The organism is Roseateles sp. UC29_93 (assembly GCF_042695725.1).
Classification (GTDB): domain Bacteria; phylum Pseudomonadota; class Gammaproteobacteria; order Burkholderiales; family Burkholderiaceae_C; genus Roseateles; species Roseateles noduli_A.
Map to the genome: position 1 here is coordinate 2877198 of NZ_CP170545.1, position 24167 is coordinate 2901364.

A 24167-nucleotide genomic window follows, 5' to 3' on the forward strand; every position below is an offset into this window, starting at 1 on the left:
GTGCGTCGGGTTCCCAGCGGACCTGGGATGCGACCGCCTGTCCCTCATGCTGTCCCTCATGTCTTGCACGGCATATCCATATGCCCGTTGACGCGGGCGACTGGTGGCAACATCGGCCCTTCCTACGAACAACGAGGGGCCCCATGAAAGCACTCCGCACTTCCCTGATCGCAGCCGCGCTGCTCGCCGGCGCCTCCATCGCGGCCCAGGCCGCTGATCTGCTCGACGACGTGAAGTCGCGCGGCACGCTGCGCGTCGCCGTCGAAGGCACCTACCCGCCGTTCAACTTCAAGGACGCCAAGGGTCAGCTCGACGGCTTCGACGTCGACATCGCCAAGGCCCTCGCCGCCAAGCTCGGCGTCAAGCCGGAATTCACCACCACCGAGTGGAGCGGCATCCTCGCCGGCCTGCAGGCCGGCAAGTACGACGTCATCGTCAACCAGGTCGCCGCCACCGACGAGCGCCGCAAGACCTTCGACTTCAGCGCCCCCTACGTCACCTCGTATCCCCAGCTGATCATCCGCGCCAACGAGACCCGCCCGCTCAACACCGCCGCAGACCTCAAGGGCAAGAAGATCGGCGTCGGCCAGGGCAGCAACTTCGCCGAACTCGCCAAGTCCTGGGAAGGCACCGACGTGCGCACCTATCCCGGCGCCACCGAGTACCTGCAGGACCTCGCCACCGGCCGCATCGACGCCGCCCTCAACGACAGCCTGCTGATCCCTTACCTCAAGGACAAGACCAAGCTGCCCATCAAGGCCGGTGCCGCCATCGGCAAACCCGCCACCAACGCGATCCCGTTCCGCAAGGGCAGCCCCAAGTTCCAGGCGGCCATCGACAAGGCCCTCGCCGACCTTCAGGCCGACGGCACCTACGCCAAGATCTCGACCAAATGGTTCGAGCGCGACGTCAGCAAGCCGATCGACAACAAGTGATCGCGGAACGTCCGGTGGATCGCCGCCGGATGGCTGATCGAACTTGCGGATCGATCCCATGATCCGCCGGTGATCGATGGATCACCGCAACGGGCCGACGCGATGCCTCGCGCCGGCCCTTTTCTTGGACGTCTGCAAGCCTCTCGCAGACGTCCCGGCCCGAGGGCCACGATCAGCGGCTCTTGTTCTGCGTCTTCGTCAGCGCGTACGCGCCCGCCACCTCTCCCTGGGCTTGCGCACTGCTCGCCGTGCCCGTCAGGAACTCCGCCGTGGCCTGGCACAGTGCGCGGCCTTCGGGCGTTCCGGCCCAGCTATCACCGCCGCTCACCAGCGCGATCTCCTGCGTCGTCAGCTCTTCAAACATCATCGACCTTTCAAGTCATGTCAGTCATGAGGATCCACTCATCCGCAGCCCCATGCCGCGGATGAACACGCATCGGCGAGGTCGCCTTGGAAGGCTGGTTCCGTCGTCGATGTGCGATCAACTCTAGGTCGACGAGCCCGGGAAGAAACTCCCCCGCGAGAGGGCAGCGATGGGGGCCACCGGAAGGGGGAGAGGCGTGGCCTCCCGCAACGCGCCGCGCTCCAGCACCACCACGCGCTGCGCGCCCGCGATCGTGTCTGGCCGGTGCGCGATCATCAGCCGCGTCAGCGGCAGGCCGGCGAGGTTCGCCGCCACCGCGCGCTCGCGCTCAACGTCCAGGTGACTCGTCGCCTCGTCCAGCGCGAGGATCGTCGGCCCGCGGTACAGCGCGCGCGCCAGCAGCAGCCGCTGCTTCTGGCCGCCCGACAGGCCGCTGCCGAGGTCACCGACCAGCGTCTGGTACCCCATCGGCATCTCGCGGATGTCCTCGTCGATCTGCGCCATCAACGCGCAGGCCCGCACGCGCTCGAGGTCCGGCCGGGCGTCGAAGAAGGCGATGTTGTCCGCCAGCGACCCCGTCAGCAGCACGTCCTCCTGCATGACCGTGCCGATCCGGCCGCGCACGTTCTTCAGACCCAGCTGCCGCATCGGCATGCCGCCGTAGCGCACCTCGCCCTCGACCGGCTCCAGCAGGCCCAGCAGCAGCTTCAGCAGCGTCGTCTTGCCCGCGCCGCTCGGTCCGGTGATCGCGACGCTCTGGCCCGCCGGCACGGTCAGGCTCACATGGCGCAGGATCCACGGCTCGCGCTCGCCGTAGCGGAAGCTGACGTCGCGCAGCTCCAGGCTCGCGTCCAGGTGCGCGAGGTCGCTGACCGGTGCCTCGTCGAGCTCGGGCGGTTCCAGCGCGATGTCGGCCAGGCGCTCGGCATGCAGGCCGAGCATGCGGAACTCGACCACGAAGTCGATCAGCGCCGACACGCGTCCGGTGAACTGCGTCCGGTAGCTGAGGAACGCGAACAGCATGCCCACCGTCATCGTCACGGCGCCGGCCTGCTGCCCGTCGAGGATCAGGCCGGCGCCGAGGAACAGCACCAGCAGGTTCTCCACGCCGGAAAGGAAGGTGTTGGCCGCGCTCATCGCCATCGACAGTCTGGCGGTGCGGACGTCGCGGTTCTGGACCTCGACGATCAGGTTCTGCCACTGAGCGCGGCGTTCCTGCTCGCGGCCGAACAGCTTCAGCGGCGTCATCGCGCGCAGTGTCTCGAGGAAGTGCGTGCTCTCGCGCGCGGCGACGACGAGGCGCTCGGCCGAGGCCTCCTTCAGCGGCCGGTAGGCGGCCCAGCGCAGCAGCCCGTACAGCGCCACGGAACCGAGCACCACCAGCGCCAGCGGCCACGCGTACAGCGCCATCATCACCAGCGCCGCCACGGCCATCAGCCCGTCGAGCACGGCCTCGATCGCGGAGGTGGTCAGCGTCTTCTGGATCGCCTCGACGGCGCCGAAGCGCGAGGTGATGTCGCCGAGGTGGCGACGTTCGAAGAAGCCGACCGGCAGCCGGAGCAGGTGCGCGAAGGCGTTGCCGCGCCACTGCAGCGACAGCGTCTGCGTGAGCAGGATCAGCATCCACGAGCGCGCCAGGCCGAGCGCCGTCTGCGTGACGAGCAGCAGGCCGAAGCCGATGACGAGCACCTTCAGCAGGTCGCGGTCGCCGGCGCTGAGCACGTCGTCGACGATGAGCTGGTTGCACAGCGGCGCGACGATCGCGAAGAGCTCCAGCACCAGCGCGACCAGCAGGATCTGCGTCAGCGAGCGGCGCAGCCCCAGCACCTTGCCGGTGAGCGCGCCCAGCGACACGCGCGGCGCGGGCGCGGCGGGCTGGAACGAGGCCGTGGGGCTGAGCTCGACGGCGACGCCGGTGAAATGCGCGGAGACCTCGGCGAGCGTCAGCCGCCGCTCGCCGACGGCGGGATCGAGCACGGTGACGACCCGGCCGCGCACCTTCGTCAGCACGACGAAGTGGCTCAGGTCCCAGTGCAGGATGCAGGGCATGGCGAGCTTGCCCAGGAGCGTCAGGTCCAGCTTCAGCGGCCGGGCCGCGAGGCCGAGGCCGGCGGCCGCGTCGATCAGGTCGCGCAGTTGCATCCCCTTGAGCGCGACGGGGAAGCGGCGGCGCAGCTCGTGCAGGGTCACGGCGGTCCCGTGCGCCGTCGCGATCATGGCCAGGCAGGCCAGGCCGCATTCGGCGATCTCGGACTGGAGGAGGGGCTGGGCGCGGACAGTCAAGGCTGGACCCGTTTGGCCGTTGCGAGCAGCGGTTCCAGCACCCATTCCCAGATGCGGCGATGTTCGAGCGTCACGTCGGCGTCCAGCGCCATGCCCGCCCGCAGGGGGAGCGCGCGGCCGTAGGCGGCGATGTCCTCGCGGTCCAGCCGCACGTCGATCCGGTAGAGCGGCTCGTTGGCCTGCGCCGCGCTGACGAGCGCCTGTGCCTGGCCCGCTGGGAGGTCCTGCGGCGCGATGGGGGTCGGGCTCACGTGGGCGACCTCGCCCGGGCCATGCCGAACTTCTGGTACGGATAGGCGGCGTAGCGCAGCCACACCGGCTGACCGGGTTGGACGAAGCCGACGGTGCGGCTCGGCGCGTAGAGCTGGGCGAGCAGGCGTGGTGCTGCGCCCGCGGTCGACGAGCTCGATGTGCGCGAGCTGGTCGATGAGGCCAATGCGCTCGAAGCATTCGATGTGCCGGATGTGTTCGACGTGTTCGGCGTGATCGACGTATTCAGTGCATCTGGCGTTGGAACGAGGGTGACCAGGGTCTGACCAGCCTGGACCGCCTGTCCGGCGTGAAGCGGCAACGCGCTCACGCGTCCGTCGCGCGGCGCGGTGACGGCGACGCCGGCCCGGGCCTGCAGCTCGGCGCGTTCCTGCTCCAGTTGGGCGACGACGCGATCGAGCTGCGTCAATGAGGTGGCCAGGCCCGTCGGGATCGAGGCGAGCTCCGCCTCCAGCGCCCGGGCGTCGCGCGACAGCGTTTCGATGGCCCGTTGCGCGCCGCGCTCCCGCGCCAGGAGGTCGAGCAGTTCCTCGTCCTTCTGCTGGGCCTGGATCTCGGACACGTAGCCGTTCGCCGCCAGCGCGGCGTAGCGTGTGCGGCTCCGCTGCGCGAGCCCGACGCGCTGGCGGACCATGTCCAGTTCCTCGCTCGCCTGGTCCGTCTCGACGCGCAGGCTGCGCAGTCGGCCGATGATCGTCTCGCGATGCTCCTCCGCCTGACGCCGCTGCAGTCGACGCTCGGTGTCGAGGCTCTCCCGACGCGCCTCGACCGCGCGCAGGTTGAGCGCGGTCATGTCGCCACCGTCGACCAGGCGCTCGCTGCGCACGCGCACCAGCAGCTGCCCGCGTCGCACCTCGTCGCCTTCGTCGACGAGCAGTTCCTCCACCTGGCCCGCCAGGGGCGCGGCGACCTGCAGCAGTCCGCCGACCGGCATCAGCAGCCCGGGCACCCGCGCCTTGCGCGAGACCTGTCCGATCAGCGCGAAGCCGATCAACGCCAGCGCCAACACCACCGCGATCGCCGCGACGAGCGCGGACTCCGGTCGCTGCGCGACGCGGATGCTCCCCATCCATGAGGCCTGCCGTGCCTCCCTGACCGCTGCCCGAAACATGAGATGTGAGTTCGCCCGTGACGCCGCGGCTGCGGCAACAGGTCGGATTCTTCGACGCTTCCACGCCGTCGGATCGTCGGCGGGGAGGGGGCTCCGAAAGAGGATTGATTTCCTCCCGGAGACATGCTCGTGTCGAGGCGTCCAGGCTATCGACGCCGTGGATATGGCGCGGATGTGTGGATGCACCACACGTCGATGTCGTCGGGCTATCCAGATGGGTGGTTGTCGACCGGTCGAACTCCCCTGGAAGAGGGCGAGGCTTCCGCAGATCCCACAAACTGGCTGCTCAGGATCGGGGAGGAGCGGTCGGTGTCCGCCAACGGATTTGTGGCCCGGATGTGGCGCGGCGCCCACGCCGGGGAGGGCGGGGCGCCGCGAAGGGGGCCAGTCGTTGCCTCTCGTCCGCCCTGCGCCGTCGGGAGCGTGCGGCGCGTCCGGGCGGAGGCCTTACTTCTTGCGGTCCTTCATCTGGGCGGCGGCGTACTGCTTGACCTGGTCGAGCGTGACGGCGCCGGACTTCTGCGTGTCGACCTCGTCGAAGTGCTTGGCCAGGCGCGGCATGCCGGCCTCGGCTTCGGCCTTGGTGAGCTTGCCGTCGTGGTCCTTGTCCGCGGCGGCGAACCGGTCCTCGAGCTTCTGGGCGGCCTTGCCGTTCTGCGCATGCGCGGGCAGGGCGGTGAGGGCCAGGGTCGCGATCACGGCGCCGGCCATGGCGGTCAGGACTGCTTTCATGTGAACTCCGCTGAAGTGGAGTCCGTAGCTTCGCCGCCGCATGCGCTGCCGTTGATGCGCCGCCGGTAAAGCTTCGTCAACGGGTGTAGCCGGGGGTGTCGTTGGCGTCGTCGGGCGCAACAACACGACATGCCGCTGATAGCGACACGTCGATAGAACGTGTCGCAAGAATCGAGTTCCGACGACATGGAAAAGGCTCATGTCGCAGAAATCGCGTTTTGGCGACATGAGTCCGATGTCATGTCGTCGCCGACGACATATCGCTGGAACGTGTCGCAGAAATCGCATTTTGGCGACATGAGACCGTTCCCACGGCCTCGCGGGCAACGCTTACTTGCAGAACAAGCGGATGTCGCTCTGCGCGACCTGGCGATCGTGGTCGTCGGTCCGGGCCCCATTCGAGTGCCGGACCGCGCCGGCCAGGATGTCCTTGGCCAGCGCGCATCGATAGGCGTCGGTCTCCCGGTTCAGGCCTTCAGACAGCGAGGGCGGCACGGAAGGGGTCTGCCGGGGTGCCGGGGTGGCTACCGGCTGCTTCTTCCGGGACTCCAATGCCGACGGAGAGACGGAGGGAGGCGCCAGTACCGGCTGGGCTGGCGGTGGTGGCTTGACCTCGGTGTGGGGCGTGGCGGCGTCGGTCGGCTTGTGCTGCGAGTACTGCACCCGCCGATTGGCGTCGACCCATTTGTAGACCTGCTGCGCCTGCGCGGCGAGGGTCGGCAACGTCAGCGCGACCGCGATCACCGTTGTCCTCAAGCAGTCCTTGAAGTCGGACCGCTGCATGTTCTTCTGCGCCTGAAATGCCATGGCGCCCCCCTGGAATCGCTTGTTCTTGTGGAAGGCAAGACTGTATCTGGCAGTCAAAGGAAACCAATCCCTCCTGGAGGGGATGCGATTTCGTGCGCTCCGGCCACCGACTCGACTGAGTCGGACACGGTCAAGGTTTGGCGCCACCTCGATGTGCCTTCAACGGTTTTTGCAGACCGAGGCCCCGATGGTCGGCCAAGCGCATCGCCGAGTTGACGCAGCCGGTATTCAGCAGACAGCCGACGAGCTCCAACCTGCCAATCGGCGGTCGCTTGAACCGATGGCAAAGCGCATCGAGCACCAGGCCCGTGTCGTCACGGTGTCGAGAAAAACGGCATCCAGGAATGCATCAGGAGTTGTTGACGAGACCGACGTGCCTTCAAAAGCCGAATGCGGGAGATGGCGCGTATTGGCGGTGACAAGCACCACGGCCCTGCCGCCGGGGACACTTTGGCTGATGCCAAGTGCGCTGGCAGCGACATGCAGGTCCTTCGCGTCGGCCAGCCCGGAGAAGGTCGATTCCAGATGCCGGCAGTCTGGTGCCACGGCCCCAGGGAAGCTGGATCGCATCTCACGCAAGAAGCGATCGACACGCGCCTTCGGCAAACGAAAACTGCCAGCAGGCAAGCAGAGATTTCTCTTCACCTCGGCGATGACTTGTTGAGACCAGAACGGCTGGAAGATGTCGGCTTCAGCCAAGTCCAGAAAGACGGCGCGCAAGTATTGGGGGATCAATACGTTGGCATCGAGAAACACTGCGAGGGAATCTGACTCGACCAGCGCTTCCAGGGCTGGCGAGGGGCACTTCTGAAGACGCTTCATGCAGACTCTGGTCCCCTGGTCGATTTGCCTTTGAACGCTTTGGCCGCAGGTTTTTCCTTGGGACTGTCCACCTGTCGAGCGGGCTTCTTGCTTGACGACGGTGAGTCCGCGTTCTTGTCCGCGCGATCGGTGGCAAAGCGCCATCCGGCGCGTTCGAAGGCGGCCATCGCGTCCGCAAGTTCTGCCTCCATGAGAGGAGCGACCAGCTCGTTCATCTTGTCCAGATGCGCACGCCGGCGCAGACGCTCCTCGCGGTACACCAGCACGCGATCTCGCGCGACGCGCCGCTGCCCCCCTTGCGTGACTTCGACCGTGCCCAACTCGCCCCGATCGCACAGCATCGCCACATGCGGCCGGCTCAAGCCGAGCAGCTTCGCCGCCTCCGATGTCCGGATCAGATCCGATGCGGGCTCGACCACGCCCGGCGCCGTCGACGGCACCAGCCTGAGCAGTACTGATCCCGGCTGGGTCGGGTCCATCAGATAGTCGACTTTCACTCGTCGATCCCCAAATGTCTGATCTCTCACCCGCATCACCGAACTCGCCAGCACTTCCAGATCGGTCAGCGCCTGCTCCAGGGTGCGATGCACGTCGGCCAGGGCCTCCGGTGCCGGGTAGGGATCGTCTTCGCTCAAATGCGCGCAGATCGCGAGCGCCCGCTGGATGGCGGCGCTGACGGACTCCGGCGCGCTGTTGCTCGCGCCCGGCGCGAGACGCATCGGCTTCGATCTGCGTCGTGGCTTCTCGATCTCCGCCGTCGGCGCGGGCGGCGGCGTCGCCCGGCGGCTGCGAGACGGACGGGCGGAGGTGGAAGGCTTCGAGGTGCTCATGCGGCTTATCCTAGCGCCGTCACCATGAACTCGAAAATAACGAAAGAAAGCTAACCAGTCGAAGTCAGCGCCGCCTGTCTACACTGACGCCCCTTCCCCGAACCCTCCCATGCAAGCGCTCCTCGACGCCATCGCCACGCTCCAGCGGCCCACCGACGCCTGCCGCGTCTTCCACGGCCGCGGCGGCCGGTTCCCCGGTTGCGAGCAGTGGGCGCTCGACGCCTATCCGCCGGTGTTCCTGCTGACCAGCTTCGCGCCGGTCGCGGACGAGGAACTCGTCCGCATCGGCGACGCGCTCGCCGCGCGCTGGGCCGAGATCGCGCCCGGCGAGCCGCTGAACTGGCTCTTCCAGCATCGCGACGAGAACCGCCCCACCAACCGCCTGATGGCCGGCGCGCTGCCCGACGAGCACGTCGTCGAGGAAGACGGCGTCCGTTTCCACGTCAACCTGCCGCACGGCCAGAACCACGGCTTCTTCCTCGACATGGCCGAAGGCCGCCGCTGGGTGCGGCGCTGGGCGCAGGCGCATCCGGGCGGCACGGTGCTCAACCTGTTCGCCTACACCTGCGCCTTCTCCGTCGTCGCGCTGCACGCCGGCGCCGGCGCCGTGGAGAACTACGACATGGCGCGCGGCCCGCTCTCCACCGGCCGGCGCAACCACCAGCTCAACGGCGTGCAGGACCGCGCCGCGTTCCACGCGCACGACATCTTCAACTCCTGGGGAAAGATCCGGCGCGGCGCGCCCTACGACCTCGTCGTGCTCGACCCGCCGAGCTACCAGAAGGGCAGCTTCGTCGCGACCAAGGACTACGCGCGGCTCGCCCGCAAGCTGCCCGAACTGCTCGCGCCCGGCGGCCATGCGCTCGTGTGCCTGAACACGCCCAAGCTCGGCACCGATTTCCTGCGCGACACGATCGCGGCGGAAGCGCCTGCGCTCGAATTCATCGAACGCGTCGCCAATCCCGAGGCCTTCGCCGACCTGTCGGACGAACGTTCGCTCAAGGTGCTGGTGTACCGGAACCCCTCGCCATAACGTCCTTGTCATCGGCTCGCAGAACTGCCTGCGCAGCCCGACGACCGAAGCAGTCATTCGCCACCATGTCCGACCCAGTCCTCTCTTTCGAGCGCGATCTGCGCGCCGATCCCGACGTCGCGCGCTTGATGCGCACGCTGACACTGGGCCATGCGCAGGCCCATGCGCAGCTGGAGCAGGAGATCGGCGAGTTCACCCGTTCCGGGCAGCGTCTTCACCTGGCCTATGCGCTGGCGCTGCTGGCGCGCGTCCAGGCGCTGCAGAGCGATCTGGACGCCGCCGACGCGACGGCCCTGCGGGCCCGGCAACTCTTCAAGGAAGAAGGCGCCCTCAGCGGCGAGGCCCTGGTGCTGCATTCGCTGGCGATCCGCAATCTCATCGGCGGTCGTCAGGCGCTGGCGCTGGAGGACCTGAACCGCGCGCTGCCGCTGGCCCGCGGCAGCGGCTGGCCCGATGTCCAGGCCTGCGTCCACAACGTGCTGGGCGTGGTGCTCAACGACATGGGCCGCCACGACGAGGCCGCGCGCGTGCTCCGCGAGGCGCTCGAGCTGCCCGCCCCCAGCGTGTCCAGCCCGTTGAGGCTGCGGCTGCGCAGCAACGTCGCGCTGGCGCTCGCACGCGGCGCGCAACGCGCCAAGAGCCGTCGGGAGGACGACTGGCGGGCGCGGTCCGACGAGGCCGTCGCGGAGGCTCGCCAGGTGTGGCGACATGGCGAGGAACTGCTGCCGGGGGACCGGGCCGCCTTCCTGGACACGCTCGCCACCGCGCTGGTCGCCCAGGGCGCCCTGGATGACGCCCATCGCGCGCTGGACGAGGCGGAAGCGTCGTTCACCGCGCACGGCAACGACCTGGGCCTGCTCTATGCGTCGTTGACGCGGGCGCGCGCCTGGCTGGAAGCCGGCGAGCCCGCCAAGGCGCTCGACGCGCTGGCGCGCGGCAAGGAGGCGGCCACCCGCAGCGGCGCCACGGTCCTGCTGGACGAACTCGAGCTCCAGACGTCGCTGGCTCACGAACAGCTGGGGGACTACCGCAGCGCGCTCGCGGCGCACCGGGAGTTCTATCGCTGGCGCGAGACGCAGGTGCTGGCGCTGGCGGAGGAGCGGGCCCGTTCGCTCGCGGTCACGCTGGACTTCGACCGCGCCCACCGGGAGTCGCGGCATGACGCGCTGACCGGATTGATGAGCCGGCGCGGCTTCGATGAACTGTTCGCGCGGGTCCTGAACCGCGCCGGGCTCGGCGCCGGGGTCGGGTTGGCGCTGATCGACCTCGATCACTTCAAGCAGGTCAACGATCGCTTCGGCCATGCCGCGGGCGACGAGGCCTTGCGCATCGTCGCGAAGCTGCTGGTCTCGGAATGCCGGCCGACGGACTTCGCCGCGCGGCTCGGCGGGGACGAGTTCGTCGTGGTGGTCCAGGGCGACCGCGGCACGGCGGCGACCGTCTGTCGCCGCGTGCGGGAGCGCCTCCACGCCCACGGCCCCACCCATTGGCCAGACGGTCCGGCACTGACGATCAGCGCGGGCGTGGCGGAGACCCTGCAGCCGGTCGATCCGTCGGTCATGCTCGCCCAAGCCGATGAGGCGCTGTATCGGGTCAAGGCTGCGGGGCGAAACGGCGTCCAGACCGGTTGAACCGCGCCCGTTGAGCGCCCATTGAGCGCCCGCGCCGACGCCAGCAGGCGCAAGTTTTGCCCGTCACCGCCGCCGCTGGATCGGCAAGTTTCGCGTCGCATCAGGCAAGCCGTGACCCCTTGTGCCTTTTAGACTGCCAGGGGCGCTCCGAGGGGACGCCTGCAGGGCTTCTTCCGGGGTCACGCCGCAGCAATCAGGAGGTCGAGATGGGTGCTCGCTTCGCTTGGGAATCCTCGTGGGGTTCCTCTTGGCATTCCTTGTGGGGTTCCTTGCGGGATTCCGTGCGGTCCGGGCCGCTGACCTCATCCTGCGCTGTGGCGTGCACGGCGGTGCTGGGGCTGGCGGCCGCCGCGCCGCTCGTCCACGCGGCCGACGGTCCCGCCAACTTTCAACCGACGCCGATCTCGGCCACGCCGAACCGGCAGGAAGGGCTCGCCGCCTTCGCACAGCTGGAGCGCGTGCTGAAGCATCCGCGATGTCTGAACTGTCACGTGCCGGACTCTCCGCTGCAGGGGGATTTCAGCCGCCTGCATTACCCACCGGTGCAGCGCGGCGCCGATGGCAAGGGCGTCGCGCCGCTGCAATGCGCGACCTGCCACTCGACGCAGAACAGCCCGCTGCAGCATGCGCCGCCCGGTCTTGAGACCGACGGCAAGCCCGGCTGGCACATGCCGCCGGCGAACATGAAGATGAACTGGGTCGGCCTGCAAGGCGCGGCGCTGTGCAAGGTCTTCCGCGAGCCCAGGACCAACGGCAACCGCTCGCTGGCGATGCTCGAGCAGCACATGGTCACGGACCACCTCGTCGCCTGGGGCTGGAAGCCGGGACCCGGCCGCGCGTTGCCGCCGCTGGACAAGGCCACCTTCGACGAGCAGGTCCGATCCTGGATCCGCAACGGCGCGCCCTGTGACGCCACCGAGCCGCTGCGCAAGTCCGTCGGCACGACGAAGGCGGATGCGACACGCGGCGTCGTCGATCACCTGCGCGCCCTCGCCACCGATGACGCCCCGGCCAGCAACGCCGCCAACCGTGGCGGCGCCGGCGGCAACAGCGCCAACAGCGCCAACAACGCCAACAGCAACAACGCCGCCCAGGCCGGCGTGACCAGGAGCCAGCCATGATCTCGTTCCGCCTCAACGGGCAAGCGCAACAAGTCGACGTGCCGGGCGACACGCCGGTGCTGTGGGTCCTGCGGGACACGCTGGGGATGACGGGCACGAAGTTCGGCTGCGGCATCGCGGTCTGCGGCGCCTGCACCGTGCACATCGACGGCGAGCAGCGCCGCGCCTGCGTCACCCCGATCGAATCGGTGGCCGGCCAGCAGATCACCACGATCGAGGCCATCGGCGGCGACCGCATCGGGCTGGCCGTGCAGGACGCGTGGGTGAAGCACGACGTCGTGCAGTGCGGCTACTGCCAGAGCGGCCAGATCATGGCCGCCGTCGCGCTGCTCAAGACCAACCCCAAGCCCAGCGACGCCGACATCGACGCCGCCATGAGCGCCAACCTCTGCCGCTGCGGCACCTACGTGCGGATCCATGCCGCCGTCAAGGACGCCGCGCTCGCGCTGGCCTGAAGGAGATCGACATGCGACCCATGTTCCAGTACCTGAGCGGCGAGTTGCCCGATGGCATCGAGGATTCCTCCGTCTCTACTGCCGCCTCGGCCATCGCCGATGCGGGAGGCCTCGGCCGCCGCGTGTTCCTGAAGATGAGCCTCGCGTCGGGCTTCGCACCGTACGCGACCGGAGCCGGTGCGCAGGAGGCCGCGGGCAGCGGCGCTTCCGCGGCGAGCGCGCCGGAAGGCCTCAAGCCGTTCCAGCAGCCGTCGGCTTTCGTGGCGATCGACGGCGACGGCATCGTCACCGTGACGATCGGCAAGATCGATTTCGGCCAGGGCGTGCAGACCGCGTTGCCGATGCTGGTGGCCGAGGAGCTGGATGCCGACTGGAGCAAGGTCCGTTGCGAACTCGCGCCGGCGGGCGAGGCCTACAAGGATCCGTTCTTCCACATCCAGATGGTGGGCGGCTCGACCAGCATGAAGGCGTCGTGGCAGCAGTACCGCGAGATCGGCGCCCGCCTGCGCGCGATGCTGGTCGCCGCGGCGTCCAAGCAGCTGAACACACCGGCGGCGCAGCTGCGGACCGAGTCGGGCAGCGTCGTCGCGCCGGACGGCCGGCGGCTGGGCTACGGCGTGCTGGCGCAGGCGGCCTTCGCGGAGCCGGTGCCGGCGACGGTCAAGCTCAAGGAGCCGTCGCAGTTCAAGCTGATCGGCAAGCCGATGAACCGGCTCGACGCGCGCGCGAAGTCGACGGGGCGCCAGGACTTCGGCATCGACGTGAAGCTGCCGGACCTGCGCACGGTGGTGATGGTCCATCCGCCGGTCTTCGGCGGGAAAGTGTCGAAGTTCGATGCAGCGGCGGCGCTGGCCGTGCCCGGCGTCGAGGAGGTGATCCAGGTCCCGCTGAGCAGCGGCGCGAGCGGGCTGGCGATCATCGCGAACGGCTTCTGGCCCGCACGCAAGGCACGCGAGCTGGTGAAGGTCGACTGGGACCTGAGCGGCCTGGAGCGCGTCGACAGCGCGGCGCAGCTGGAGCAGTTCCGCGCGTTGGCGAAGCAGCCGGGCGCGTCGGTGCAGAAGGCGGACACCTCCGCGCTGGACGCGACGAGCGCGGGCAAGGGCGCTCCGAGCCGCATCACGGCGGAGTACACCTTCCCGTACCTGGCGCACACGCCGATGGAGCCGCTCAACTGCACGATCGATTTCCGAGGCGATCGCTGCACGGTGTGGGTGGGCTCGCAGTTCCAGACGGTGGACCAGGCGCAGGTGGCGGGGGTGCTCGGCCTGAAGCCGGAGCAGGTCACGCTGAACACGATGACGGCGGGCGGCGGCTTCGGCCGGCGCGCGACGCCGACCTCGGACTACCTCGTCGAAGCCGCGCAGGTGGCGAAGGCGCGCCACGCCGCGGGCAAGCGCGGCCCGATCAAGATGATCTGGACGCGCGAGGACGACGTGCGTGGCGGCTTCTACCGCCCGACGCACCTGCACCGCGTCGAGATCGCGCATGACGGCAAGGGCAAGGTGCTCGCGTGGAAGCATGTGATCGTCGGCCAGTCGATCACGATGGGCACGCCGTTCGCGGACTTCATGGTGAAGAACGGCGCGGACGCGACGATGACCGAAGGCGTGGCCGAGAGCGCCTATCCGTTCCCGATCGCGCTGGACGTCCACCACCCGAAGGTCAACGTGCCGGTGCTGTGGTGGCGCTCGGTCGGCCACACGCACACCGCCTTCGTGATGGAGACGCTGGTCGACGAGCTGGCGCGCGCCGGCAAGATCGATCCGGTGGCGTACCGGCGGCAGCTGCTCGCCAAGCATGCGCGGCACATCGCGGCCCTGGATCTGGCGGTCGAGAAGTCAGGCTACGGGAAGACCAAGCTCGCCAAGGGCCACGCCTGGGGCGTGGCGGTGCACGAGTCCTTCAACACGGTGGTCGCGTACGTGGTCGAGGTGTCGATCAAGGACGGCCGGCCGGTGCTGCACAAGGTCACGGCGGGGGTGCACTGCAACCTCGCGGTGAACCCGCGCACGATCGAGGCGCAGGTGCAGGGCGCGCTGGTGATGGGCGTCGGCATGACGCTGCCGGGCGCGCAGATCACGTTGAAGAACGGTGAGGTCGAGCAGGGCAACTGGAACGACTACCGCGTGCCCATCCATGTGGATGCGCCGAAGGTGGACCTGCACGTCGTGCCGTCGGCCGACCCGCCGACGGGCATGGGCGAATGCGGCGTCCCGCCGATTGCGCCAGCGATGGCGAATGCGATGGCGGTGCTGACGGGGAAGAGGATCAGGAGTCTGCCGTTTCCGGTGTGAGGTTCCGTCCCATTAGGAGGAGCGCAAGGAGTGAGATCTCAAGGCTCTCTTTTGCTATTAGAGATGTGGACGTGGTAAGCCAACGAGAAGACGGTTTGAATGATTCCGCCCACGATCCAATCGTCATCTTTGGCGACCCAGCCGATCAATAAGAGGACGATCGGGGACCAATAGAGCGCGGCGTAGTAGGCCGTTCGACTGCCGCTGAGAAGGCCTTTGATCCCCGAGATGATCACGATGCCCTGAAGCAGGAGAAATCCGGCCACGAACAGCAACGTTGTCATCAGAGGAATAACCCAGTCAGTACGTGCCCAAGGTGTCCGGCCTTGTTCTTGATGTTCTCCCTGATCCTCTGGCATTCGCACTCATCCGCTCCAAAGAAATGCAGCGGGGGCTGTTCGCTCAGACTCGTCAGGGTGTTAAGCGTCGTCCCTAGTCCCATGGTCTTGGCAACGCTGCCGAGGGCATATTCAACGCCGACCTTCTTGCCGAGAAATCTGGTTGCCCCCATCGGAATGAGCTTGTTCCCAAGAAGGGTGGGTCCAGCGAAGCCCACGGCGGCAGAGGTGATGACCTTGCGGAAATCCACGCAGCGCGCAGCATCCGCAGCGTTTCCGCCACCAAGATAGTAGTTCACGGCGAACTGGATGCCTCCGTTCACGAGAGCTCCCCCCACTGCACCGGGGATGCCGAACTCACCCGTCGGATCGATGAGCGATGCGGGATCACCGCCGACATAGCTGTACGTGTTGACGCCACCAGCCAGCCCGATGGGATCGCTTTGCGCAAACCGCCCCGTCGTCGCGTCATAGTCCCGGAAGTAGTTGTAGCTCAGCCCCGACTCCTTGTCGAAGTACTGGCCGGGGAAGCGCAGGTTGAGCGTCACCGGCGCGAGGCCGCCTGGCGCCTCTTCTGGCGCGGTGTTCCCGAACGGCTCGCTGATCCAGCGCCAGCGGCCACCGTTGTTCTTGTCGATCATGACGCGCGGTGCGCCGAGGTGGTCCGAGAACACATAGAGAACCTCCGGATCCTGCGATGCGCCGTGAAGCACCGCGACCGGAATGTCGCCCAGCCACACGTACTCCTGTGAGGGCGTCGTGCCGGAGTACTGGCCCAAGATCTGGCCGCTCTGGTCGTAGCTGAAGTGCGTGGTGGTCGAGCCCGACATCTTGCGCACACGCTGACCACCCGCGTCGTAGCTGTAGGTCGTCGTCACGCCGGCCTTCGTGATCGTCCCCATCCGGCCGTCGAGCCGGTAGGTCGTCGAATACGCGAGCCCGGTATCGCTCAGCGTGTTGCCCATCGCGTCGTAGCCGAAACCTCGCGTGGGATTGCCGATGCTCGTGAGGCGGTTGCTCGTGGTCTCCGTCGTGTAGGCCCGAGCTGTTCCGTTGAGCGTCACGCCGGTCCGGTTGCCGTTGGCGTCGTAGCCGATGGACCAGCTTGAGGTGGGCGTGACGATGCCGGTCAGGCGGCCAAGCTCGTCATATCCGAAGCTCTGATTGAGCGACTGGGCCTCGGCCGTTGCCTGACCGGTGGTCGCGTCCAGGTGCGTGTAGCTGACGATGCGATCCGCCGCGTCGTAGGTGATGTCTCGGACCCGGGAGTTCAGCGAGTAGCGGACGATCCGGCCGTATTGATCGAAGACTCGTTCGATGGGCTTCGGGCCAGCGGTCAACTGGATGTTCCAGCTGCGTGCCGGACCGAACGGTTCCCATTGGATGCCGCTGATCAGCGGCTGCGCGGTACTCGACGCATCCTTGGCCAGGCTCATGCTCACCGGCAGGCCCGCGTCGTACTGGATGGTCAGCACGCGACCCGACGGGTAGGTGATGCTGATGACGTGGTCCGCGAGGTCGTACCCGTAGCGCGTGGTGAAGACCGCCGTCCCCACCGTCTGGATCACCGTGATTACACGGCCCTTGGCGTCGTAGCCGTACTTCGTGTTGCCTGCGGTGCCGGTGGCCGTCGTGAGCCGGCCGATCCCGGCACCGAAGTCGCCGCTGGTCTGGTCGTAGGTCCACGCGTAGTTTTGCGTCGTCTGGCCGCTCTGCGTGTACACCGCAGAGGTCATTCGGTCGAGGGCGTCATAGCCATAGGTCGTCAGCACGCCGCGGCTGTCCGTGCGGGTGAGCAGGTTCCCGACCGCGTCATAGGTGCTGTTGGCTGTGCCTGTGTCCGGGCTCACCAACTGCGTGAGGTCACCCAGCCCATTGCGCTGATACGAGGTCACCAGGCTGCGCGGATCGGTGACCTGCTTCAGCTGGTCGATGCCGTCGTAGCCCAGTTGCGTCACGCCGTTGCGAGCGTCCGTGCTGGTCTTGACGCGGTCCAACGGGTCATACGCGTTGGTCGTCGCAAAGCCGAAGCCCGAGACGCCCTTGGCCTTGATGACCTTCGTCGGATTGCCCTTGGCGTCGTACTCGTAGTCGGTGATCGGAGCCGGGGAAACCGGTGGAGGCGGCAGCGTCGCCGCATGGGCGATCGGCCCCACGGCGCCGATCACTCCGATGAACGCGGCCACGGTGGACGCGAGTGTGTTCCGGCACTTCAGGTGCCCGTAGAGGTGATGCATGGCTTACTCCCTGCCCGTCGTCTGTTGTGCCCGGCCCAGTGCATCGAACGCGCGGCTCATCGTCCGCTTGAGCGCTCCCTGCGGGTCCTTGGCGACTTCACCGGTCTTGTTGCCGCTTTGGTCGAGCGTGTATTCGACGCGGTTGCCTTGCGTGTCCGACGCGGCGACGAGTCGATGCGCATCGTCGTACTCGTAGTTCACGGCGCTGCCGTCTGGCTGGGACGACTTCTCGAGCAGGCCCGTCGGCCAGTACTCGTAGCTGGTTGTAGAGCCCGCGCTTGTCACTGACGTCAGTCGCTCGCGCAGGTCATAGGTGTAAGTCGTCGCGGTCGCGTTGGCATTCACCGCCTCAAGCGGTTTTCCGTAGGCGTCGTAGCGCGTGAAGTTCGTGAGGTGCCCCGCGGCATTCTTCGACGACTTCAGATCGCCCTTGGTGTGGTCGATGGTCGTGTCGGCGTAGTACTCGTTGGTGACGACTACGCGGTTGAGCGAGTCAGTCTCCGTCAAGACCTGACCCGTGGCGTTGTAGGTCCAGCTCGTCGCGCGTGCTGGGACACTTGTTTGAAGCGTCGCACCGAAGCCGAGCGCCCCCGTCTCATCGGTCGTCGCCTGCTCGACGCGCTTGCACAACACGACGATGGGCTTGTCATCCGGCAGCTTCGCGTCGGCGGGCGCGCAACTGGCCACCGCGTTGCCGTTAAAGGGATCCGGCTGCCCGTTGTAGACGAGGGTCGTGATGCGACGCGGTTCGGCCGTCTTCGTCGCCATGCGCCAATCCGGGTGCCATTGCGAAGTCACCTTTCGCGCACCGGTCGGAACTGGCGCACCGGCAGTCAGCACAGGCGAGCAGGCCGTGCCGGCGGCCAGACCCTCGACGCGGGCAGACTCCAACTGGCGGCCCGCCACATAGGCATGACACGACTGAGCGCCGTTGAAGTCCGCGCGACGGATCGCATTGGCTTCGCCGTCGTAGTCGACGGAGGAACTGGCCGCTTCGCACCCGGCGCCGGCCGGCTGCGACTGCCCCGTGAGCATCGGGGAGCTCATCAGTGGCACACTGTCCGCGACTTCCCGCCGTCCGTCCGGCCCGATGAGCACGGCCTGGATCGATTCGATCAGCGTGCGCTCCCGGACGATCCGGCGGTTTGGCAGATCGTCCGTCTCCGTGATGACCCACTTGGGCATGCGGGTCCATGAGATGCCCCATCGCTCGCCCTGGCTACCGGTCGCGGTCGAGATCGCGCGGCCAGCACTGTCGTACTCATAGGTGCCGTATTGAGCGCCCGATTCGTCGATACGCGCGGTGATGGCCCAGGGCAGGCTGGCATTGCCGTAGACGTAGCCGCGCGTCGTCCCGTCGGGAGAACCGATGGTCGCCAGCCCCTCACCGGCATAACCGAAGGTGAACCTGCGGCCCGCCGGATCGACGACCGCCTTGACCCGGACGGTCGAGAAATAGACGGGATCGGGCTCGTACTCGAAGCTGAGTGTTCGCCCCGTTTCATCGGTGACGCCGGCGATCACCGGGATCATCATCGTGCCGGCTTCTTTCGCCTTCGCCAGTCCGTATGTGAAGTCGAGGCTACGGCCATCGGCGTAATGGATGCGTTTCAGGTCGGTCGAGAGGTTGCTGGAGACATAGCGTTCAACTGCGGAGGCCGCCATGTCGTAATAGTTCCAGGAAGCGGGATAGCCAAGCCACTTCAGTCGATCGCGCTCGAGCGGCGATCTGGTGTCGCCGTAGCTGTCGAAGATCTTCATCGATCCGTCGCCGCGCAAGAAGGTGATGTAACCCAGACCACCGCCGTTCTGCAGTGCCTGCTTGTGAAGGTTGCTGTGCCAAAGCGCGCCGAACCGCGGCGTCGAGCCGCGATAACGCGAGAGATTCTGGGACTCGTCGAGCGGGTCGTAGCTGAGCACCAGCGAGTGACCGCGCCCCCAGCTCAGCACTTGCTCCTGTTGCGACTTGCGGCCGGTCAATGCGTCGATCGGGTTGCCCACTGGCTTCTTTGCCGTGCACATCTCGACGGGTCGCTTGTCGCGGTACCCCATGCACATGCCCAGATCCGGGCGCCACGTCGAATTCAGTCGGGCACCGCAGTTCATGACCATGCCGAAATAGCTGTTGGTCGTGGAGGTGGTCTGGTAGTCGTACAGCTTCGCGCGGTTCACCGTCTTGACCGAGTAGGTACATCGGTGGATGGGATAGCCATTGCCGTCGAAGCCGTAGGGAGAGCACCCGCCCGGCGTCACCGTGCTGGTCTCGACGAAATCGCCGTAATCGATCGGCTCTTCGATGAGCGGTTGAAGCCGCGCCCACAACTCGGATTTGAGCGCCTCAGGCGACGAAAAGCAGGCACTGAGCCCTTGTGCCTCGGGTCGCCCCGTCAGCCGGCCGACAAAGTCGTTCGCGTCGTTGAACTTGTGACAATCGAGCGCGAATGCCGGCGTGGCACCGGCCAGCGCCATGGACGCGAGCAGCGCGTTCCTGTGCTTGAACATGATGAGGAACTCCCGGAATCATCGAAATGACGACAGGGAGCCCACACGGCCTGCGTGGCCGCGCTCGCGGGCAGCCGGCCAGCGTCTTTGCGCCATGAGCCGGATCGCCTCTCTCCCTGATCAGCGTCGGCGATTCTGCCAATGCGGCCGGTGCATGACCAGCGGTTCGAAGGACATGTAGCCTTTGGTCACATTGTCATCACGGGGGCAGGCCTTGCCTCTCGACGTCCTACACCAAAGGCCGCGCGTCCCGGCAACGCTCTCTCCTGCTGCTCGTCGCCTTCCTCTCGTGCAGGGATGCCGTGCCGAACAGTCCTGTCAGGCGCTCGCGCTCCTCCTCCTTCCAGGCCTTCTGGAGTTTTGCGACCATCACCGCCGCAGGTGCGGCCTGATCAGGCCGCAGATCCGAGGCCGCCGAGCACATCACCCGCAGCGTGCGCATTCGAGCGAGGGCACTCAGGATGTGACGTTCGCTGTCGTTCTTGAAGTACATGGACAAAGCCAGGCCAAAGGCCAAGGCGTACTTCAGCAGGTCGAGCCCGTCGGGAGCGACCTCGAAAAATTCCAGATAGTGTTGAACTAGGCTTCGAGTCGACGCCAGCATGTAGTGAGGGCTGGCCGAGTTGGTCAACACGTCCCTGGTGAAGCCCAGAACGCCCGCGACATAGAGCTCTGGCAATGTGCCTGCTGCCCCGGCGTCATCGGCATTGAAGATGGAGCTGCGGGAGTTCAGTGCGCGGAAATCCAGGTCCAACGGATCCGGGTCTGCGAACGAATTCGCCAGCATGTACATCAGACGACAGAAATCACTCGTTGCCGCGACAGCCACGGCCACCGATCCGATACCGCGTTCAAAGTCAGAGGGGTCCATGAGGTAGAAAGAGGCACGCTCCGCGCCTCTGCCCGATCAAAGGATTGCTCAGATGTTCCTGAATTTCCGAGACAAGTGAAACGGATCTTTCACCATTCGGGCAAGCAGCTCGGAGGAAGCGTTGCTCAAGCTCCGGTCAACAGCGTCCCCCCCGCACTTGGCGAGAATCCGCGCCTGGCATTCCAGGTGAGACGCCGCCAGCGTCTCGCACAGCTCCTTCGATTCGGACAACATCCGTCCCGCCTCTAGCGCCATCGCTTCAAGCTGCTTGAAGTTGGGCAGGTCAGACATCTTGGTCGGTTGAGGCATTCGCTCACCCCTTTCTGGAGAAACCGGAATCGATGTGGCAAATGCTAGTTCCGGCGATCGCGGCCGTCGATGACCTATCTCAGTAGAAGCCTCACGGGGCCAGTCGTTGCCTGGCCACATCCTTGACCCAAGGCTGCGCTTCCCAGTGCGCCTTGGCGAAGGCATCGATCTGCGCGCGGTAGGTCATCGACAGCCCGATCGCGTCGAGCCCTTCCAACAGCATCCGCTGATGCCGCGGCAGCATGTCGAAGCGCGCCTCGACGCCGCCGGCGCTGCGCAGCGTGAGCGTCTCGACGTCGATGGTGACGGCGTTGTCGGGCACGTGGTCCGCCTCGGCCATCAGCCGGAGCACCTCCGCCTCCGGCAGCGCCACGAGCAGCAAGCCGTTCCCCATCGCATTCGAATAGAAGATCTCGCCGAAGCCCGGCGCGACCACCGCGCGGATGCCCGCCTGCTGCAGGCCCCACACCGCGTGCTCGCGGCTGGAGCCGCAGCCGAAGTTGTTGCCGCCGAGCAGCACCGAGACGCCAGCGTACTCGGGCTTGTTGAGGACGAAGTCCTTGCGCTCACGCCCGTCGGCGTCGAAGCGCAGGTCGTAGAGCAGCCCGTCGCGCAGGCCGCTCTTGTCGATGCCGCGCAGGAACTGCTTGGGCATGATCTGGTCAGTGTCGAGGTTCTCGAGGCGCAGCGCCGCGGTGCGGCCCTGGACTTGGCGGACGGGGTTCATCGCGGGATCTCCTGCGGAGCAACGGCACTGGGTGCGGGGTCCAGTCGGCGGACATCGGTGAGGCGACCCGTCACCGCGGCGGCGGCGGCCATCGCGGGACTCATCAGGTGCGTGATCGCGCCGCGGCCCTGGCGGCCTTCGAAGTTGCGGTTCGTCGTCGACGCACAGCGGATGCCGTCGGCGAGCACGTCGTCGTTCATCGCCAGGCACATCGAGCACCCCGGCTGGCGCCATTCGAGCCCAGCATCGAGGAACACGCGGTCGAGGCCTTCCGCCTCCGCCATCGCGCGCACCGCGCCGGAACCCGGCACGACCATCGCGCGCACGCCCGGCGCCACGCGGCGGCCGCGCAGCACGGCCGCCGCGGCGCGTAGGTCCTCGATGCGGCCGTTCGTGCAGGAGCCGATGAACACATGCTGGATCGGTGTGCCTTCCAAGGCCACGCCGCCGTGCAGGCGGGCGTAGCGCAGCGCGCGCTCCGCGCTCGCTCGGGGCGGGCCTTCGTCCATGCGCGCCGGATCGGGAATCGGCGCATCGATCGCGGCGACCTGGTCCGGGCTCGTGCCCCAGGTCACCTGCGGCGCCACCTCGGCGGCGTCGAAGCGGTGCTCGATGTCGAACGTCGCGCCTTCATCGCTGTGCAGCGTCGCCCAGTGGGCGAGGGCGGGCTCACGCCATTCGCCAGCGAGGTCGGGGCAGCGGGCGAGCACGTAGTCGATCGCCGTCGCATCCGGCGCGATCAGCGCGCCGCGGGCACCGGCCTCGACCGCCATGTTGCACAGCGTGAAACGGGCTTCGACGGACAACGCGGTGATCGCTTCGCCGCAGAACTCGACGACGTAGCCGCGCGCACCCTGGGCGCCGATGCGGCCGATGATTGCGAGGATCAGGTCCTTGGACGTCGTCCCGATCGGCAGCGCGCCGTCGACGCGGATCCGCATGTCCTTCGCGACGCGGTAGACCAGCGTCTGCGTGGCCAGCACGTGCTCGACCTCGGTGGTCCCGATGCCGAAACCCAAGGCCCCCAGTGCGCCGTAGGTCGTGGTGTGGCTGTCGCCGCAGATCACCACCATGCCGGGGCGGATCATTCCGTGCTCCGGCGCGACGACGTGCTCGATGCCTTGCAGCGCGTCGGTCGTGTCGAACAGCCGGATGCCATGCCGGTCGCAGTTCGCCTTGAGGTTGGTCGCCTGCAGCGCCGACGGCGGATCGGCGATCACGCGCAGCTTAGTCGCCACCGGGTGCGTCGGGATGATGTGGCTCACCACCGCCACGTTCTGGCCCGGCATCGGCACGCCGCGACCCTGCTCGTGCAGGCCGGTGAAGGCCTGCGGGCTGGTGTACTCGTTCATCAGGTGCAGGTCGCAGAACAGCAGCACGTTCTGTTCGTCGAGGGCCGCCACCGTGTGGCTGTCGACGAGCTTGCGATAGAGCGTGCGCGGTCCGGCGTGTGTGAGCGTGGCGAGCGTGGCGGTCATGGCTGGCTCTCCTGGCCATCGATGGCGATGGCGTCGGCGGTGAAGAAGGGCAGGACGCGATCGAGCAATGCCTCCGGGGCCTCCTCCGGGATGTAGTGGCCGCAGGGCAGGGCCTCGCCGCGCACGTCGTCGGCGACGCCGCGCCACAGCGTCAGCGGCTCGAAGCAGCGGTGCACGACGCCTTCCCGGCCCCACAGCGCGAGCAGCGGCATCTGCAGCCGCCGGCCGGCGGCGCGGTCCTCGCGGTCGTGGTCCAGGTCGATGCCGGCGCTGGCGCGGTAGTCCTCGCACAGGCCGTGCGCGGTGCCGGGCAGCGCGAGGCAGCGCTTGTACTCGGCCAGCGCGCGCGGGTCGAAAGGCGCGAGGCCCGCGCTGCGGCGGCCCATCACGTCGCGGATGTAGGCGCCGGGGTCGGACTCGATGAGGCGCTCGGGCAGCGGCGCCGGCTGGATCAGGAAGAACCAGTGCCAGTAGGCGCGCGCGAAGGCGACGTTGGTGCCCTCGTACATGTCCAGCGTCGGCGCGATGTCCAGCAGGGCGAGCCGCCGCACCGCGTCCGGCGCGTCCAGCGCGAGGCGATGCGCGACGCGCCCACCGCGGTCGTGCGCCAGCACGTCGAAGCGCTCATGCCCGAGCTGGCGCATCACGCTTAGCATGTCGGCAGCCATCGTGCGCTTGCTGTAGGCGGCATGGTCGTTCGGCGCCGGCGGCGTGGGCGGCGTTGACGGCGACTGCAGCGCCTGCAAGGCCTCGGGCACCTCCGGCTTCGACGAGTCCCCATAGCCGCGTAGGTCGGCGGCGACGATGGTGAAGTGCTCGGCCAGCGTCGGCGCGACCTTGTGCCAGATCGCGCGCGTCTGCGGATGGCCGTGGAGCAGCAGCAGCGCGGGGCCGGTGCCGCCCATCGTCAGATGGATGCGGACGCCGTCGGCGGTGGGCAGGCTCAGATGCTGGAAGCCGGGGTACAGCGCATCGAGCGCATGGACGCCTGGGGAAGCTTGCATGGGGTCTCCT

Annotated in this window: 22 protein-coding genes; 6 read left to right on the forward strand and 16 right to left on the reverse strand. The window is 67.6% G+C overall.

The annotated features are described in order from the left end of the window. Nucleotides 1-143 precede the first annotated feature (143 nt). Nucleotides 144-935, forward strand: a complete 792-nt coding sequence (locus ACFJIX_RS13410; protein WP_377160756.1) for a transporter substrate-binding domain-containing protein — start codon at nt 144-146, stop codon at nt 933-935. Between the two features lie 172 nt (nt 936-1107). Here ACFJIX_RS13410 and ACFJIX_RS13415 read toward each other — a convergent pair whose 3' ends face one another. The 8 genes from ACFJIX_RS13415 to ACFJIX_RS13450 form a co-directional block, all read right to left on the reverse strand. Continuing rightward, nucleotides 1108-1302 (reverse strand): hypothetical protein, encoded by a 195-nt coding sequence (locus tag ACFJIX_RS13415; RefSeq protein ID WP_377160758.1) that lies wholly within the window; start codon nt 1300-1302, stop codon nt 1108-1110. A gap of 120 nt (nt 1303-1422) precedes the next feature. Next, a complete protein-coding gene (locus ACFJIX_RS13420; protein ID WP_377160761.1) occupies nt 1423-3582 on the reverse strand; it encodes a peptidase domain-containing ABC transporter in 2160 nt (719 codons plus the stop codon). Further along, nucleotides 3579-3833 (reverse strand): hypothetical protein, encoded by a 255-nt coding sequence (locus tag ACFJIX_RS13425; protein ID WP_377160764.1) that lies wholly within the window; start codon nt 3831-3833, stop codon nt 3579-3581. The genes ACFJIX_RS13420 and ACFJIX_RS13425 overlap by 4 nt, the downstream gene beginning before the upstream one ends. Then, nucleotides 3830-4921 (reverse strand): HlyD family secretion protein, encoded by a 1092-nt coding sequence (locus ACFJIX_RS13430; RefSeq protein WP_377160767.1) that lies wholly within the window; start codon nt 4919-4921, stop codon nt 3830-3832. The genes ACFJIX_RS13425 and ACFJIX_RS13430 overlap by 4 nt, the downstream gene beginning before the upstream one ends. A gap of 489 nt (nt 4922-5410) precedes the next feature. Continuing rightward, nucleotides 5411-5695, reverse strand: coding sequence for an EF-hand domain-containing protein (locus tag ACFJIX_RS13435; RefSeq protein ID WP_377160770.1), 285 nt, complete (start codon nt 5693-5695; stop codon nt 5411-5413). A gap of 330 nt (nt 5696-6025) precedes the next feature. Further along, entirely contained in the window at nt 6026-6502 is a 477-nt protein-coding gene (locus tag ACFJIX_RS13440; RefSeq protein ID WP_377160772.1) for a hypothetical protein, read from the reverse strand. A 228-nt stretch (nt 6503-6730) separates the two neighbouring features. Then, on the reverse strand, nt 6731-7324 hold the full coding sequence (locus tag ACFJIX_RS13445) for a PIN domain-containing protein (protein WP_377160774.1): 594 nt from the start codon (nt 7322-7324) through the stop codon (nt 6731-6733). Next, on the reverse strand, nt 7321-8154 hold the full coding sequence (locus ACFJIX_RS13450; protein ID WP_377160777.1) for a helix-turn-helix domain-containing protein: 834 nt from the start codon (nt 8152-8154) through the stop codon (nt 7321-7323). The genes ACFJIX_RS13445 and ACFJIX_RS13450 overlap by 4 nt, the downstream gene beginning before the upstream one ends. A 109-nt stretch (nt 8155-8263) precedes the next feature. On the opposite strand from ACFJIX_RS13450, the gene ACFJIX_RS13455 reads away from it, so the two are divergent. From ACFJIX_RS13455 to ACFJIX_RS13475, 5 genes are all read left to right on the forward strand, one after another. Next, complete coding sequence (locus tag ACFJIX_RS13455; RefSeq protein ID WP_377160780.1) at nt 8264-9187, forward strand: class I SAM-dependent methyltransferase; 924 nt, start codon at nt 8264-8266, stop codon at nt 9185-9187. Nucleotides 9188-9252: 65 nt separating this feature from the next. Continuing rightward, complete coding sequence (locus ACFJIX_RS13460; protein ID WP_377160782.1) at nt 9253-10818, forward strand: diguanylate cyclase; 1566 nt, start codon at nt 9253-9255, stop codon at nt 10816-10818. 314 nt (nt 10819-11132) lie between these two features. Then, entirely contained in the window at nt 11133-11939 is an 807-nt protein-coding gene (locus ACFJIX_RS13465; protein WP_377160784.1) for a hypothetical protein, read from the forward strand. Then, entirely contained in the window at nt 11936-12394 is a 459-nt protein-coding gene (locus ACFJIX_RS13470) for a (2Fe-2S)-binding protein (protein ID WP_377160787.1), read from the forward strand. Before ACFJIX_RS13465 ends, ACFJIX_RS13470 begins: the two co-directional genes overlap by 4 nt. Before the next feature lie 20 nt (nt 12395-12414). Further along, the gene (locus ACFJIX_RS13475) at nt 12415-14691 is read left to right on the forward strand and encodes a molybdopterin cofactor-binding domain-containing protein (RefSeq protein ID WP_377161768.1); all 2277 of its coding nucleotides are present in this window, start codon (nt 12415-12417) and stop codon (nt 14689-14691) included. 38 nt (nt 14692-14729) lie between these two features. Here the strand turns inward: ACFJIX_RS13475 and ACFJIX_RS13480 are convergent, their stop codons facing one another. The 8 genes from ACFJIX_RS13480 to ACFJIX_RS13515 form a co-directional block, all read right to left on the reverse strand. Further along, the gene (locus tag ACFJIX_RS13480) at nt 14730-14975 is read right to left on the reverse strand and encodes a hypothetical protein (protein WP_377160789.1); all 246 of its coding nucleotides are present in this window, start codon (nt 14973-14975) and stop codon (nt 14730-14732) included. Next, nucleotides 14975-17266: an RHS repeat domain-containing protein gene (locus ACFJIX_RS13485; protein ID WP_377160792.1), complete on the reverse strand. Its 2292-nt coding sequence runs from the start codon at nt 17264-17266 to the stop codon at nt 14975-14977. Before ACFJIX_RS13485 ends, ACFJIX_RS13480 begins: the two co-directional genes overlap by 1 nt. 3 nt (nt 17267-17269) lie before the next feature. Beyond that, nucleotides 17270-19768, reverse strand: coding sequence for a hypothetical protein (locus ACFJIX_RS13490; protein WP_377160794.1), 2499 nt, complete (start codon nt 19766-19768; stop codon nt 17270-17272). Between the two features lie 229 nt (nt 19769-19997). Beyond that, the gene (locus ACFJIX_RS13495) at nt 19998-20639 is read right to left on the reverse strand and encodes a hypothetical protein (RefSeq protein ID WP_377160797.1); all 642 of its coding nucleotides are present in this window, start codon (nt 20637-20639) and stop codon (nt 19998-20000) included. Between the two features lie 48 nt (nt 20640-20687). Beyond that, nucleotides 20688-20930 (reverse strand): hypothetical protein, encoded by a 243-nt coding sequence (locus ACFJIX_RS13500; RefSeq protein ID WP_377160800.1) that lies wholly within the window; start codon nt 20928-20930, stop codon nt 20688-20690. 109 nt (nt 20931-21039) lie between these two features. Beyond that, the gene (gene leuD, locus ACFJIX_RS13505; RefSeq protein WP_377160802.1) at nt 21040-21675 is read right to left on the reverse strand and encodes a 3-isopropylmalate dehydratase small subunit; all 636 of its coding nucleotides are present in this window, start codon (nt 21673-21675) and stop codon (nt 21040-21042) included. Then, a complete protein-coding gene (gene leuC / locus ACFJIX_RS13510) occupies nt 21672-23153 on the reverse strand; it encodes a 3-isopropylmalate dehydratase large subunit (protein WP_377160805.1) in 1482 nt (493 codons plus the stop codon). Before leuC ends, leuD begins: the two co-directional genes overlap by 4 nt. Continuing rightward, a complete protein-coding gene (locus ACFJIX_RS13515) occupies nt 23150-24157 on the reverse strand; it encodes an alpha/beta fold hydrolase (RefSeq protein ID WP_377160807.1) in 1008 nt (335 codons plus the stop codon). Before ACFJIX_RS13515 ends, leuC begins: the two co-directional genes overlap by 4 nt. Between the last annotated feature and the right edge of the window lie 10 nt (nt 24158-24167).

Excerpts from the sequence above, each read along its gene's own strand:
- ACFJIX_RS13460 (WP_377160782.1), top strand. The coding sequence starts at position 9,253 with ATGTCCGACCCAGTCCTCTCTTTCGAGCGCGATCTGCGCGCCGATCCC.
- ACFJIX_RS13480 (WP_377160789.1), bottom strand. The coding sequence starts at position 14,975 with ATGACAACGTTGCTGTTCGTGGCCGGATTTCTCCTGCTTCAGGGCATC.
- ACFJIX_RS13470 (WP_377160787.1), top strand. The coding sequence starts at position 11,936 with ATGATCTCGTTCCGCCTCAACGGGCAAGCGCAACAAGTCGACGTGCCG.
- ACFJIX_RS13445 (WP_377160774.1), bottom strand. The coding sequence starts at position 7,324 with ATGAAGCGTCTTCAGAAGTGCCCCTCGCCAGCCCTGGAAGCGCTGGTC.
- ACFJIX_RS13410 (WP_377160756.1), top strand. The coding sequence starts at position 144 with ATGAAAGCACTCCGCACTTCCCTGATCGCAGCCGCGCTGCTCGCCGGC.
- ACFJIX_RS13450 (WP_377160777.1), bottom strand. The coding sequence starts at position 8,154 with ATGAGCACCTCGAAGCCTTCCACCTCCGCCCGTCCGTCTCGCAGCCGC.
- ACFJIX_RS13485 (WP_377160792.1), bottom strand. The coding sequence starts at position 17,266 with ATGCATCACCTCTACGGGCACCTGAAGTGCCGGAACACACTCGCGTCC.
- ACFJIX_RS13475 (WP_377161768.1), top strand. The coding sequence starts at position 12,415 with ATGTTCCAGTACCTGAGCGGCGAGTTGCCCGATGGCATCGAGGATTCC.
- ACFJIX_RS13495 (WP_377160797.1), bottom strand. The coding sequence starts at position 20,639 with ATGGACCCCTCTGACTTTGAACGCGGTATCGGATCGGTGGCCGTGGCT.
- ACFJIX_RS13430 (WP_377160767.1), bottom strand. The coding sequence starts at position 4,921 with ATGGGGAGCATCCGCGTCGCGCAGCGACCGGAGTCCGCGCTCGTCGCG.
- leuD (WP_377160802.1), bottom strand. The coding sequence starts at position 21,675 with ATGAACCCCGTCCGCCAAGTCCAGGGCCGCACCGCGGCGCTGCGCCTC.
- ACFJIX_RS13490 (WP_377160794.1), bottom strand. The coding sequence starts at position 19,768 with ATGTTCAAGCACAGGAACGCGCTGCTCGCGTCCATGGCGCTGGCCGGT.
- leuC (WP_377160805.1), bottom strand. The coding sequence starts at position 23,153 with ATGACCGCCACGCTCGCCACGCTCACACACGCCGGACCGCGCACGCTC.
- ACFJIX_RS13515 (WP_377160807.1), bottom strand. The coding sequence starts at position 24,157 with ATGCAAGCTTCCCCAGGCGTCCATGCGCTCGATGCGCTGTACCCCGGC.
- ACFJIX_RS13415 (WP_377160758.1), bottom strand. The coding sequence starts at position 1,302 with ATGATGTTTGAAGAGCTGACGACGCAGGAGATCGCGCTGGTGAGCGGC.
- ACFJIX_RS13500 (WP_377160800.1), bottom strand. The coding sequence starts at position 20,930 with ATGTCTGACCTGCCCAACTTCAAGCAGCTTGAAGCGATGGCGCTAGAG.
- ACFJIX_RS13435 (WP_377160770.1), bottom strand. The coding sequence starts at position 5,695 with ATGAAAGCAGTCCTGACCGCCATGGCCGGCGCCGTGATCGCGACCCTG.
- ACFJIX_RS13440 (WP_377160772.1), bottom strand. The coding sequence starts at position 6,502 with ATGGCATTTCAGGCGCAGAAGAACATGCAGCGGTCCGACTTCAAGGAC.
- ACFJIX_RS13455 (WP_377160780.1), top strand. The coding sequence starts at position 8,264 with ATGCAAGCGCTCCTCGACGCCATCGCCACGCTCCAGCGGCCCACCGAC.